Raw genomic sequence first — 12,080 nt, 5'->3', positions numbered from 1 at the left:
GTTTCAACAAAGTGGTTTGCCAACAGTCACGCCAATCGTCCACGTTGACTCATGGCCTTCGCAAAAGACACTGATCGATGGATATAGAGTCACGGGAGGATTGATTGCTGCATCATATTTCATTCGGTGTCTCGGATATCGAGAAAGCCGCTGCGTTCTACGATGCAGCTTTCGCGCCGCTCGGCTATATCAGGGTCTGGGAGGATTTGAGCCCCGGCGATCCCGATCAGGCCATCGGATATGGTCCGCCGGGTGGGGGCGATAAGTTCGCCATCAAATTGCGGGGACAGGAAGCGCGAGCTCCTGGCTCGGGCTTTCATTTGGCCTTTGCCGCGCCAAAGCGGGAAGCCGTCATCCTGTTCCATCAGGCCGCATTGGCTCATGGTGGCACGGACAACGGGCCGCCAGGTCTTCGACCGCATTACGGGCCGAATTATTTTGCCGCCTTCGTCATCGATCCAGATGGGCATCGTATCGAGGTTGTTACCAAGGCTGCGGAATAGCCAGCGGTTGGAAATCACAAGGATACCGTCACCCGCCCTCGTGGTTCGGGGCTTCGCTCTTCGAGCTCCGCACCTCATCATGAGCACTGATCTTTTGTGCCTCGCCACAGGGCATGGTCCACCTCATGGTGAGGTGCGGCGCCGTTAAGCGCAGCGAAAACGGTAACCACGAGGTGGACCGGATTCTTATCGGATATTAAAGATCACCCCGCATCGGATGGCCCTTGTAGACGCCGAGGATGCGGACCTTTTCCGAGAAGAAGCGCAGTTCCTCCAGCGCGCGACGCACATGCGCATCGGAGGGATGACCCTCGATGTCGGCATAGAACTGCGTTGCCACAAAACGGCCGCCGAGCTGGTAGCTTTCCAGCTTGGTCATGTTAATGCCGTTGGTGGCGAAGCCGCCGAGCGCCTTGTAGAGGGCGGCCGGAATGTTGCGGACGTTGAAGACGAAGGTGGTGACGATCTTCTCGTCCGGCGCGCTGCGCTCCGCCCAGTTTTCGTCGCGCGACAGGACGACGAAACGCGTCATGTTGTCTTCGGTGTCCTCGACATTCTCGGCGATGATCTCGAGACCATAGAGATCGGCCGCGAGCCGCGGCGCCAGCGCCGCCATGCTGCGGTCGCCGGTTTCCTGCACCAGCTTGGCCGCACCCGCCGTATCGCCGGCGATGACAGGCTTCCAGCCGTTGGCGCGCACGATGTTGCGGCATTGGCCGAGCGCATGGATGTGGCTGTGTACGGTGCGGATCTCTTCCTTCTTGACACCCGGCAGCACCATCAGCTGAAAGCGGATCGGCATGAAATATTCGCCGACGATATGCAGGCGCGATTCCGGCAGCAGGTGATGGATGTCGGCGACACGACCGGCAATCGTGTTTTCGATCGGAATCATGCCGAGATCAGCCTCGCCGTTGTCGATGGCGGAAAAAGCATCCTCGAAGGTCTGGCAGGGCAGCGGCTCCATGGTCGGGAACATGTCGCGGCTGGCCATGTCGGAATTGGCGCCGTAGTCGCCCTGGAACGAGATCTTGTTGGTCTTGCTGATCATGGAACTGCCTTTGGAGGACTGCCGTCAAAGAGAGGCGGCGGATAGGATGCGTCTGGCCTTTTCGAGGTCGGCGGGAGTATCGACACCGAGCGGAACCGTGTCAACGATCTCGACATCGATGCGCATGCCGGCTTCGAGCGCCCGAAGCTGCTCCAGCGATTCGCGCAGTTCCAGCGGCGATGGACCTGCCTTGACGAATCGCTCGAGCGCGGAGCGGCGATAGGCGTAGAGACCGATGTGGTGATAGAGCGGCCCCTTGCCGTAGGGCGCGGTGGCGCGGGTGAAATAGAGGGCGCGCAGGCGGCTATCCGAGATCGGCGATCCGATGACCTTGACGACGCTCGGCAGGGTCTTCTCTTCCTCGTCCTTGATCTCGACGGTCAGCGTGGCGATATCGACGGACGGATTTTCGAGAGGGCGCAGCGAGGCGCGGATGGTGTCGGGATCGATAGTCGGCAGGTCGCCCTGAACATTGACGATGATTTCCGCACGGCCTTCGGGATCGACGGCCTGCAGCGCCTCATAGATCCGGTCCGAGCCGGATTGATGGTCGGTGCGTGTCATGACCACCTCGAAGCCGGCGTCGGCGATTGCGGCATAGGTGTCCGCATGATCGACGGCGACGACGATGCGACCGATCGCCGCCTCGCGCGCGCGCTTGGCAACCTGTACGATCATGGGCAGGCCGCAAATATCGGCGAGCGGCTTGCCTGGAAGGCGCGTGGAGGCCATGCGGGCGGGAATGAGGACCAGCGTCTTGTCTAAATTTGGATCTGTCATTGTTGGGCCTTCTATTCCTGCGGGAAAGGTGTCAAAACGTCTCACGATGGAGGCCGTTTACAGAGTTGCAAGAAACAGCCAAAAGACATAGGTTTCGCGCGAATTCAAGATGGGCCGGCGGAGGATGCTGGCGGCGAGGGGAGCATAGCAGATGAATTCATCCTACGTGAACATGGGTGTCGGGGCGCTTTTGGCCACGCTATTCGTGTTGAAGTCCGTGTCGCTCGCATCAGGATTTATTTTCCATTCAGAGACGCCGGAAAAGCCCGGTTTCGCCATTGTCGCGACCGAGGAACCGGCTGCGGGCGGCGACAAGGGTGCGGCCGCCAAGGCGGAAACGCCGATCGCCCAGCTGCTGCAGAAGGCTGACGCCAAGGCCGGCGAAGCCATCTTCAAGAAGTGTCAGGCCTGTCACTCCGGAGAGAAGGGAGGACCGAACAAGGTTGGTCCCGATCTCTGGGGTATCATCGACCGCCCGGTTGCCGAGCACGAGGGCTTTGCCTATTCGGCCGGCATGAAAGATTTTTCCAAGGGCGGTTCGGAAAAGTGGACCTACGATCATCTCTATCACTTCCTCGCAGCTCCGAAGAAGTTCGTCGCCGGTACCGCGATGGGCTTCGCCGGTCTACCGAAGGAAGAGGACCGCGCCAACGTGATCGCCTATCTGCGCACGCTCGCCGATACGCAGGTGCCGTTGCCGGATCCGAACGCGCCGGCTGCCACGAACTGAGAAAATCCAAATGATGGATTGAAAACCCGGTCGTCAGAGCCGGGTTTTTTGCGTTGCTATTCAGGCCAAATGGCGGCGCGAACGCGTTCTTTGATCGAGGTCGAAGACCTTCAGCCCATCCTCGGCGCTCGGAGGCACGCGCCAGTCTTCAGCGGCCAGTGCCTTGCGGGCATCGCGCAAGCCGGCTTCCCAATGCTCATGCATCGATAACGCCGAGAACTCGTAGTCCTTCGAATGCGAACGGAACTGCTTGTTGCGGTAGATCAGGTGAATGATGGTGACGCCGTAATCGGAGCAATGTTGCTCCAGCTTCTTGATCTCCGGATCAGTCTTGGCTTCTTCGGGAAGGCGGGCATAAAGCTCCGATATCGCGCGCCGCAGGCGATGACGCTCCAGAAAGAGATCGGTATTGAGCCGGGTGCGGCTCGAATAGGTGATGTCCTTGCGCCGCTCTTCCACCTCTTCCAGGTCCTGCGGCATCGGGCCGATGGCGCTGAAAAGATCGACCTGAAAAACGACCGTGTCGATCGCGGCGCCGTTGCGCAGCACGTAGGTCAGCGGCGTGTTCGAGACGAGGCCGCCATCCCAGTAATATTCACCACCAATCTTGATCGCCGGAAAGCCGGGAGGTAGTGCGCCGCTCGCCATGATGTGCTCCGGCGCTATTCTGATGTCGCGGTTGTCGAAGAAGGCGAAGTTGCCGGTGCGCACATTGACCGCACCGAGGCTAAGGCGCACCGGGCCATGGTTGATTCGGTCGAAATCGACATGATCGAGCAGCGTTTGGCGCAATTGTTCGGTGTCGTAGACGCTGGTGGCACCCGCGGAGCCGCGCGACTGAAACCAGGCCGGGAGCTGCCAGGGAGAAAAGAAGCCAGGCACGCCGAAGGTCGATACCCACCAGCTGCTGACGGTGCGGTAGAAGGGGTTCGTCTCCCGCTGCCGCTCCATCAGGAGATCGACGGGAAGCTGGATGGTGACGTTGTTCCAGAAGGAGCGTAGCTTCTCAAGCCGCTCGCCCGGCACGTTGCCGGCCATGATGGAGGCGTTGATGGCGCCGATCGAGATGCCGGCGATCCAGTCAGGTTCGATATTCTGTTCTCTGAGTGCCTGAAACGCGCCGGCCTGGTAGGAGCCGAGTGCGCCGCCGCCCTGCAGCACGAAAACTTTCTGCGAATAGGCGGACGCGGGATTGGTAAGCGGAGCTGCAATATTCATGTGCCATCCTTTGCTGCGCTCCGGATGGGAAGGCCGGGATGCGCAAAATATATGACCATTTTCCTGCCTGCTTCTCCGAATGCGGAGAGATGCCATTGCGAATCGGCGGGTTCAAGCCAGCGCTAGGCGAGCAGATAAGCCCAGAGCGACACCGAGAAAGCCCCGAGCGCGGTCGTCAAGGTAATCGTCGAGGCGGCGAGACTGTGACCGACGCCGAAGCGATTGGCAATCAGCCACGCGTTCACACCTGTGGGAACGGCGGCCGTGAGCACGAGTGCCGCCCGCCATTCCGGGCTTAGGCCGAGCAAAAGGCCGGCCGCCAGCACGCAGGCCGGTAGCAGAAACAGTTTAAAGCCGGCAATCACGCTGGTGATGCCGAGATTGCCCGATAGTCCGTATTGGCGCAGCGCCATGCCGAGCGAGATCAGCGCCGCAGGGCCGGCGATGTTGGCGATGCTGTCGACCACGGTGCCGAGCGTGGCGGGGATGGGAATGCCGGTCAAGTGGACAATGAGGCCGCAGAAAAGCCCGATAACAAGTGGATTGCGCACAAGGTTTCTGCCGACCTGCCGCAGCAGTTCGCCGGTGCTGCGGCCGGCGCCGGCATTCTCCTTGCGCTCGGCCTGTTCCATCAGCAGCGTGCCGGCGATCATCATGGTCGGCAGGTGCACGGCAATCAGGATAGACATTGCCATGACGCCGTCTGGCCCCACGGTGCGCCCCACCAGCGGCAGGCCGATGAAGATCGTATTGGCGAAGGCGGATGATACGCCCGCGAGCACGCCGATACGCGCATCCCGCCCGAACATCCGGGTCGCAACGATATGGCCGGCAGTCCAGGTAACGGCGACGCCGGAGAAATAGGCGATCCATAGCCGAAACGGCGAAGCGCCGCGAAAATTCGCCTCGGCGATGGTCTGAAACAGCAGGAGAGGCACGGCGATCTTGAAGACGAATTCGCTCATTGCTTCGCCGACCTCGGCTTTCAACAGGCCGGTGCGCACAATGATCCAGCCGACGAGAATGAGCAGGAAGACCGGGAGGACGTCTGTGAAGATTTCGGACATGCCGGGCGTGGGCCGTGAAGAGTGGCTCGGGAAGGGCTATCCGGGAGTTGTAGCAGCTTGCTTATGGGTGGGAACCCATAAAAACAAAAAAGCGGGCAACGCCCGCTTATGTGTCCGGTCTCACCGGAAAGTCCCCCCGGTGCACATGCCGCCAGTTCATCCGTGGTCGGCCCGCGTACCGGTGAGGCGGAAGGCATCATTCCTTCCCAGACTGGCTCAGAAACCTTGTGAGCTTCCCATCCCAGCCGCTTGATAAGAATTTAAAGATAGAAAGTGACAGGCAAATGACCGATTGGAATTTAGTTGGCCACGCTGGCGCTGATTTTTCTTCCAAACTTCGGAAAAACCGATAATACCGGATACCGGCTATCACCAATACCGGGATCCTCCAATAGATGACTCGCTTCGACGTACTGACCGTTGGCAATGCCATCGTCGACATTATCGCCCGTTGCGACGATCAGTTCCTGATCGACAATGCGATCACCAAAGCTGCGATGAACCTCATAGACGCCGAACGCGCCGAGCTTCTTTATTCGCGCATGGGCCCGGCTCTGGAAGCTTCGGGCGGCAGCGCCGGCAACACGGCAGCAGGTGTCGCGAATTTCGGCGGCAAAGCAGCCTATTTCGGCAAGGTTGCGAAAGATCAGCTTGGAGAGATCTTCGCACATGATATCCGCGCCCAGGGCGTGCATTATGAGACCAGGGCAAAGGGCACTTTTCCGCCGACTGCCCGTTCGATGATCTTCGTGACCGAGGATGGCGAGCGCTCGATGAACACCTATCTCGGCGCCTGCGTCGAACTCGGGCCTGAAGACGTCGAGGAAGAGGTCGTCGCCGATGCCAAGGTGACCTATTTCGAAGGCTATCTCTGGGATCCACCACGCGCCAAGGAAGCGATCCGCGACTGCGCCCGCATCGCACACGCCAATGGCCGGGAAATGTCGATGACACTGTCCGACAGCTTCTGTGTCGGCCGCTATCGGCACGAATTCCTTGACCTGATGCGGTCCGGCACCGTCGATATCGTCTTCGCCAATCGCGACGAAGCCCTCTCGCTCTACGAGACCGACGACTTTGAAAAGGCGCTGACGCTGATATCGGCTGATTGCAAGATCGCCGCCGTGACCACAGGCAAGGATGGTGCCGTCATCGTGCAAGGCAACGAACGCTATGTGGTCGACGCCCATCCGATCGAAGAGCGCGTCGATACGACCGGTGCCGGCGATCTTTTCGCCGCTGGCTTCCTGTTCGGCTATACGCAAGGCCGTAGCCTGGAAGATTGCGCCAAACTCGGCAACCTTGCCGCGGCCATCGTAATCGAACAGATCGGCCCGCGGCCGATGCGGTCGCTTTTGGAAGCGGCAAAGGAATTCGGGCTGCTCTGACGGAGAGCGTCCTCAGAGTCCCAATCCGCAGATCATGGAAGCCGCCTTCAGCAGATCACTGGGGCGGCTTTTGTTATGAAGCCGCCGGATCCGGCCATCACCAGAAGAGCGTCGCGGTTCCCGCTTCATAGAGAATGAGGATGCCGAGCGCGATCAACACGAATGGCACGACCCTGCGTCCGTGTCGCCTGATCGGTGCGCCAAGCTTCGGGTGATTGACGAGGGAGTGCGCCGCGCCCAGCCAGACCGCCGTCAGCACGGCGAAGATACAGCCGATGGTCAGGATCTCGTGAGCGGAGCGGGTGGCGAAGAGCGGCGTATAGATGCTGATATTGTCACCGCCATTGGCGATCGTCACCAGCGCGATGGCCGCGATATTGCTGTGGCCGGCTGAGGCTTTCTGGTGATCCTCCGCGTCATTCTCCGTCTCGGCGCCGTTCCAGACCTCCCACAGTCGTCTCAAGCCAAAATAGATCGGAGCAAGGCCGAGCAGGCCGACATAGGCGACGGGAATGACGAGGACGAGCAGCGAGGCGATGGTGCTGAAGCCATAGAGCGCGCCAATGCAGAGATATTGGCCAATGACGATCTGTCTGAAGCGGAACTTAGGGTCGGCAAAGAAGCCGAGAAGAACGAAGATGTCGTCTATATTCGTCGAAACGAAGGTAGCGATGGCAACGCCGAAAACGCCAAGCACATAAGCCAAGATCGCAGCTCTCCCTTTGCGATACCGGATATATCATTGCGCCGGAAAAGTCGCATGGCTGCATTCGTAGCGGAGCGATGCGGGTTTCGCGTTACTTGAAGGCCTCGCCGGGGTAAGCACCCCAGATCTCAGATTGCGCCACCCAGCCTTCGGTGCCGTCGGCCGTGACGAGGCACCAGTCTCCGGTGCATTCGCGAATGTTCATCATCACGCCGGGCTGAAGCTTGGCAATGACGCCGGCGGATGGCTGAGACTCGCGGCGCATGTTGACGAATACGGCCTTGCCCTTGCCCTTCATCCAAGGTGCGGCGATCGCCGAACGCTGGCCTGATAGCAGGGACTGGTTGACCCAGCCCTCCGTGCCGTCGGCATCGCGCACGCGCCGCCAGTTATCATATTCCTGGATGATCTCGACCGGCAGTCCCTGCTTGAGATAGAGCCACGACACCGCATAGTCGGCGCTTGGCCCGATGCGCAGATTGACCCGCTTCGACTTCAGCGTGACGAAGCGCGGCAGCGGTAATCCGCTCGGCCCCTTGGCGGCCTGGGCGGCGGCAAGATCCGCTGACGCAGCGGCCATCATCAGGCCGATTGCGAAAATGGCGCAGGACTTCAATACTTTGCCACGCATGGGATTTCCGTTCGTTCGTCATGACAAAGGCGCCGTTCCGGCAACCTTTCGCTCCGGTGAGCGGCAAATCCTCGGATCGCGTCAGCGAGTTTTGTTTGTCTTCGCCTGCGGGTCTGGTAGAAATGCCCGGAACGGGAAAATTATCCCGCTTCTTGGTTAAGAACATCTGAACAAGGCATCGCCGCTCGCCATGACGACGAAGAAAAAACCGAAGGTCTACGTCACGCGCAAACTGCCGGACGCGGTGGAGACGCGGATGCGCGAGCTCTTCGATGCTGAGCTCAACATCGACGATCGCCCGCGCAGCAAGGACGAGCTGATCCAGGCCGTCCGGTCGGTCGACGTGCTGGTGCCGACGGTCACCGATCGGATCGATGCGGCGGTGATCGAAGAGGCCGGTCCCCAGATGAAGCTCATTGCCAGTTTCTCCAACGGCACGGATCATATCGATGTCGAGGCCGCCGCCCGTCGCGGCATCACGGTCACCAATACGCCCAATGTGCTGACCGAAGATACCGCCGACATGACGATGGCGCTCATCCTCGCCGTGCCGCGGCGCCTGGCGGAAGGTGCGCGCGTGCTGACGGACAATCCCGGCGAATGGGCCGGATGGTCGCCCACCTGGATGCTCGGCCGGCGTATCCACGGCAAGCGCATCGGCATCGTCGGCATGGGGCGGATCGGCACCGCCGTTGCCCGCCGTGCCAAGGCATTCGGCCTCTCGATCCATTATCACAACCGCAAGCGCGTCAATCCGGCGACCGAGGACGAGCTGGAGGCGACGTACTGGGACAGCCTCGACCAGATGCTGGCCCGCGTCGATATCGTTTCGGTTAATTGCCCCTCGACACCGGCCACCTATCATCTGATTTCCGCCCGACGCCTGGCGTTGCTGCAGCCGACGAGCTACATCGTCAATACGGCGCGTGGCGATGTCATCGACGAGACCGCGCTGATCAAGATCCTGCGCGAGGGAAAGATCGCCGGAGCCGGCCTCGACGTGTTCGAAAACGAACCATCAGTCAATCCGAAGCTGGTGAAGCTTGCCAACGAGGGCAAAGTGGTGATCCTGCCGCATATGAGCTCGGCCACGCTCGAGGGCCGCATCGACATGGGCGACAAGGTCATCATCAATATCCGCACCTTCATCGACGGCCACCGCCCCCCCAATCGCGTACTGCCGTTTCGGTAAGCGAAGCGCTCTGATTTTCCAGCTGGAGCAAGGCGGATACTCCCGGCTTCAAATTTGATCTCACTTCCCTCTTACCGGTCATGTGCATGTCACAAAGCCGGCTCAGAGGTGACCGCAAACATAAATCAGGAAGGGCGGAAACGATGGCGCGGGCGCTGCCGCATGAGCGGATTCAATATGTGGTCGAGGGCGGCTTCAAGCTGTCGGGCGAGATCGCACCGAGCGGCAACAAGAACGCCGCGTTGCCGATCATCGCCGCCTCGCTTTTGACCGATCAACGCGTCGAACTCAGCAACGTGCCGCGCATCCGTGATGTCGAGGCGCTGGTGGAGCTGATCCAGTCAGTCGGCGCGAAGGTGCGCTGGCTCGGTCGCAACGAACTCGAAATCGAGGCGCGGGAACTTCGCCCCGCCAATCTCGATCCCGATCTCTGTGCCCGCATCCGCGCCTCCATCCTGCTTGCCGGTCCGATGCTGGCGCGCTGCGGCGAGATCACCCTGCCGCCGCCCGGCGGCGACGTCATCGGTCGCCGGCGCGTCGATACGCATTTCCTGGCGCTGGAACAGCTAGGCACCAAGATCGAGGTCAATAGCGTCTATAGTTTCCGTACCGACGGGTTGCATGGCGCGGATGTCTTCCTCGACGAGCCGTCCGTGACGGCGACGGAAAATGCGCTGTGCGCCGCCGTTTTCGCCGAGGGGACGACCATCCTGCGCAATTGCGCCTCCGAGCCGCATGTGCAGGATCTGGCCCGGTTTCTGACCGCAATGGGCGCTCGGATCGAGGGCGTCGGCACCAATATGATGACCATCCACGGCGGTCAGCGGCTCGGCGCAGTTACGCATCGCATCGGCCCGGATCATAACGAGGTGGGATCGCTGATCGGCCTTGCCGCAGTCACCGGCTCGGAAATCATCATCCGCCGCGCGGGCGTCGAGCATCTGCGCTCGACCCTGATGACCTTCGAGCGCCTCGGCATCCGCTGCCAGATCGACGGCGATGATCTCATCATCCGCTCCGGCCAGGAGATGAAGATCCAGCCCGATTTCGGCGGCCATATTCCGAAGATCGAAGACCAGCCTTGGCCGGCTTTCCCGGCCGATACCATGTCGATCGCCATCGTCACCGCGTCGCAATGCGAAGGCGTCGTGCTGATGTTCGAAAAGATGTTCGAAAGTCGCATGTTCTTCGTCGACAAGCTGATCGCCATGGGCGCCCGCATCGTGCTCTGCGACCCACATCGCGCCATTGTCGCCGGCCCCTCCAAGCTGCGAGCCGCCCAGCTCGAAAGTCCCGATATCCGCGCCGGCATGGCCATGCTGATCGCGGCGATGTGCGCCGAGGGCACGAGCGTCATCAACAATGCACAGCAGATCGAGCGCGGTTACGAGCGCATCGAGGAGCGGTTGAACGCCATGGGCGCCCGCATCACCCGCATCCCGCCGCGCGGGGCGTGACGGCCCCGCTCGCCGGCTGAAGGGTGAGCTAGAGCAATTCCAGGAAAAGTGCGTAGCGGTTTACCGTCCGGAATTGCGAGAAAACAAAGAGATACAGCTGAACCACTCTAGATGACCGCCTTGCGCATCTCGATCGACGTCGTGCGATCGAAGCCGGGATGGCGGTTTTCGGCCACTTTCTGGAAGCCCCAGGCGGCGAAGGTAGCGTGATTGTCGATCAGCTCGATCCGCGTTTCCAGTCGAAGTATGTGAAGATCATGCTGCCTCGCCGCGGCTTCAGCATATGTCAATAAGCGTCTGCCGATACCCTTGCCCTGAGCTGCGGGAAGGACGGCAAGCTTACCGACATAAAGGCATTCTGTCTCAGGCCGGCAAAAAATACAGCCGGCTAACTGATCGCCATCGAATGCGACATAAGCGATCTCGTTCATAGCTTTCTCCCCTCAGCGCTTCCGGCGTCAGGGCAAGCGCAGAGGAGGGCGGATCGATTCGTCCGTTCATATAGGCAAAAGCCGCCAATATAAGATCAAGCAATGCATCCCAGCGGTCAAACCTGCCGTTGAGCCTTTGAATTGTAATCTCGCTCATTCGGCGGCGACTCGGGCACGTTTGCGGCGATAGCGCACGGTCTCGAAGCGCGCCGCAAGCCCGTCATAGAGCAGCAGACGGCCGACCAGCGGCTCGCCGATGCCTGTTATGAGCTTGATCGCTTCCATTGCCATCAGCGTGCCGATGACGCCCGTCAGGGCGCCGATAACGCCGGCTTCCGCGCAGCTGGGAATAAGACCTTCCGGCGGCGGCGCCGGAAACAGATCGCGATATCGCGGGTGGAGGTTGCCGTCCCCGTCGCTTTCGTAAGGCTTCAGCGTTGTTACCGACCCGTCAAATCGGCCGACAGCGCCGGTCACCAGCGGCAAACGCGCTGCTTCGGTCGCATCAGCGGCGGTATAGCGGGTGTCGAAATTGTCGGAACCGTCAATGACAAGGTCGAAACCGGTAAGGTGCTGCGTGGCGGTATCGGCACTGAACCGCTCCTCGAAGCGGATGACTCGCACATGCGGGTTCAGCCGCGCGATGGCGTCGGCCGCGCTCTGCGTCTTCATCTCCCCGATCGTGCCCGTATCGTGAATCACCTGCCGCTGCAGGTTGGACAGCGAAACGCGATCGTCATCGGCAATGCCGAGCGTGCCGACACCGGCGGCCGCCAGATATTGCAGCACCGGCGCACCAAGGCCGCCGGCGCCGATGACCAACACGCGGGCGGCCTTCAACTTTTGCTGACCGGCACCGCCAACCTCGGGTAAGAGGATATGGCGGTGATAGCGGGCGATTTCGTCTGAGGTCAAAGGATCCATGG

Annotated in this window: 12 protein-coding genes and 1 pseudogene; 5 read left to right on the top strand and 8 right to left on the bottom strand. The window is 60.8% G+C overall.

Annotation, left to right across the window (positions count from 1 at the left end):
• Positions 1 to 104: 104 nt before the first annotated feature.
• Positions 105 to 503 (top strand): VOC family protein, encoded by a 399-nt coding sequence (locus HGP16_RS29065; RefSeq protein ID WP_168843427.1) that lies wholly within the window; start codon positions 105 to 107, stop codon positions 501 to 503.
• 196 nt (positions 504 to 699) lie between these two features.
• On the opposite strand, the gene HGP16_RS29060 is transcribed toward HGP16_RS29065, so the two are convergent.
• Together HGP16_RS29060 and HGP16_RS29055 are read right to left on the bottom strand one after the other, a co-directional pair.
• Positions 700 to 1,554, bottom strand: a complete 855-nt coding sequence (locus tag HGP16_RS29060) for a prephenate dehydratase (RefSeq protein WP_168843426.1) — start codon at positions 1,552 to 1,554, stop codon at positions 700 to 702.
• A 24-nt stretch (positions 1,555 to 1,578) separates the two neighbouring features.
• Positions 1,579 to 2,334, bottom strand: a complete 756-nt coding sequence (locus HGP16_RS29055; RefSeq protein WP_168843425.1) for a 3-deoxy-manno-octulosonate cytidylyltransferase — start codon at positions 2,332 to 2,334, stop codon at positions 1,579 to 1,581.
• Between the two features lie 151 nt (positions 2,335 to 2,485).
• On the opposite strand from HGP16_RS29055, the gene HGP16_RS29050 reads away from it, so the two are divergent.
• Positions 2,486 to 3,064: a c-type cytochrome gene (locus HGP16_RS29050; protein ID WP_168843424.1), complete on the top strand. Its 579-nt coding sequence runs from the start codon at positions 2,486 to 2,488 to the stop codon at positions 3,062 to 3,064.
• 60 nt (positions 3,065 to 3,124) lie between these two features.
• Here HGP16_RS29050 and HGP16_RS29045 read toward each other — a convergent pair whose 3' ends face one another.
• Positions 3,125 to 4,282 carry a patatin-like phospholipase family protein gene (locus HGP16_RS29045; RefSeq protein ID WP_168843423.1) on the bottom strand — a complete coding sequence of 386 codons (1,158 nt, stop codon included), beginning with the start codon at positions 4,280 to 4,282 and terminating at the stop codon, positions 3,125 to 3,127.
• Between the two features lie 122 nt (positions 4,283 to 4,404).
• Entirely contained in the window at positions 4,405 to 5,349 is a 945-nt protein-coding gene (locus HGP16_RS29040) for an AEC family transporter (protein WP_168843422.1), read from the bottom strand.
• A gap of 395 nt (positions 5,350 to 5,744) precedes the next feature.
• Here HGP16_RS29040 and HGP16_RS29035 point away from each other — a divergent pair, with 395 nt between their 5' ends.
• A complete protein-coding gene (locus HGP16_RS29035) occupies positions 5,745 to 6,737 on the top strand; it encodes an adenosine kinase (protein ID WP_168843421.1) in 993 nt (330 codons plus the stop codon).
• Between the two features lie 97 nt (positions 6,738 to 6,834).
• Here the strand turns inward: HGP16_RS29035 and HGP16_RS29030 are convergent, their stop codons facing one another.
• Complete coding sequence (locus tag HGP16_RS29030) at positions 6,835 to 7,434, bottom strand: cadmium resistance transporter (protein ID WP_312867354.1); 600 nt, start codon at positions 7,432 to 7,434, stop codon at positions 6,835 to 6,837.
• Between the two features lie 100 nt (positions 7,435 to 7,534).
• On the bottom strand, positions 7,535 to 8,074 hold the full coding sequence (locus HGP16_RS29025) for an SH3 domain-containing protein (protein ID WP_168843419.1): 540 nt from the start codon (positions 8,072 to 8,074) through the stop codon (positions 7,535 to 7,537).
• Positions 8,075 to 8,264: 190 nt separating this feature from the next.
• Here HGP16_RS29025 and HGP16_RS29020 point away from each other — a divergent pair, with 190 nt between their 5' ends.
• Together HGP16_RS29020 and murA are read left to right on the top strand one after the other, a co-directional pair.
• Positions 8,265 to 9,266: a 2-hydroxyacid dehydrogenase gene (locus tag HGP16_RS29020; RefSeq protein WP_168843418.1), complete on the top strand. Its 1,002-nt coding sequence runs from the start codon at positions 8,265 to 8,267 to the stop codon at positions 9,264 to 9,266.
• Between the two features lie 143 nt (positions 9,267 to 9,409).
• Positions 9,410 to 10,723, top strand: a complete 1,314-nt coding sequence (murA, locus tag HGP16_RS29015; protein ID WP_168843417.1) for a UDP-N-acetylglucosamine 1-carboxyvinyltransferase — start codon at positions 9,410 to 9,412, stop codon at positions 10,721 to 10,723.
• Positions 10,724 to 10,830: 107 nt separating this feature from the next.
• Here the strand turns inward: murA and HGP16_RS29010 are convergent.
• Together HGP16_RS29010 and HGP16_RS29005 are read right to left on the bottom strand one after the other, a co-directional pair.
• Positions 10,831 to 11,302 (bottom strand): annotated as a pseudogene (locus HGP16_RS29010) (GNAT family N-acetyltransferase).
• Positions 11,303 to 11,307: 5 nt separating this feature from the next.
• Complete coding sequence (locus HGP16_RS29005) at positions 11,308 to 12,078, bottom strand: molybdopterin-synthase adenylyltransferase MoeB (protein WP_168843416.1); 771 nt, start codon at positions 12,076 to 12,078, stop codon at positions 11,308 to 11,310.
• Positions 12,079 to 12,080 lie beyond the last annotated feature (2 nt).

It is taken from the genome of Rhizobium sp. P40RR-XXII (assembly GCF_012641405.1).
In the GTDB taxonomy this organism is placed as follows: Bacteria; Pseudomonadota; Alphaproteobacteria; order Rhizobiales; family Rhizobiaceae; genus Rhizobium.
Note: the sequence above shows the minus strand (reverse complement) of the source record. Positions and strands in the feature narration are given on the sequence as shown.

Coding starts and splice junctions, on each gene's coding strand:
- HGP16_RS29060 (WP_168843426.1), bottom strand. CDS start 1,554: ATGATCAGCAAGACCAACAAGATCTCGTTCCAGGGCGACTACGGCGCC.
- HGP16_RS29055 (WP_168843425.1), bottom strand. CDS start 2,334: ATGACAGATCCAAATTTAGACAAGACGCTGGTCCTCATTCCCGCCCGC.
- HGP16_RS29050 (WP_168843424.1), top strand. CDS start 2,486: ATGAATTCATCCTACGTGAACATGGGTGTCGGGGCGCTTTTGGCCACG.
- HGP16_RS29045 (WP_168843423.1), bottom strand. CDS start 4,282: ATGAATATTGCAGCTCCGCTTACCAATCCCGCGTCCGCCTATTCGCAG.
- HGP16_RS29040 (WP_168843422.1), bottom strand. CDS start 5,349: ATGTCCGAAATCTTCACAGACGTCCTCCCGGTCTTCCTGCTCATTCTC.
- HGP16_RS29035 (WP_168843421.1), top strand. CDS start 5,745: ATGACTCGCTTCGACGTACTGACCGTTGGCAATGCCATCGTCGACATT.
- HGP16_RS29025 (WP_168843419.1), bottom strand. CDS start 8,074: ATGCGTGGCAAAGTATTGAAGTCCTGCGCCATTTTCGCAATCGGCCTG.
- HGP16_RS29020 (WP_168843418.1), top strand. CDS start 8,265: ATGACGACGAAGAAAAAACCGAAGGTCTACGTCACGCGCAAACTGCCG.
- murA (WP_168843417.1), top strand. CDS start 9,410: ATGGCGCGGGCGCTGCCGCATGAGCGGATTCAATATGTGGTCGAGGGC.
- HGP16_RS29005 (WP_168843416.1), bottom strand. CDS start 12,078: ATGGATCCTTTGACCTCAGACGAAATCGCCCGCTATCACCGCCATATC.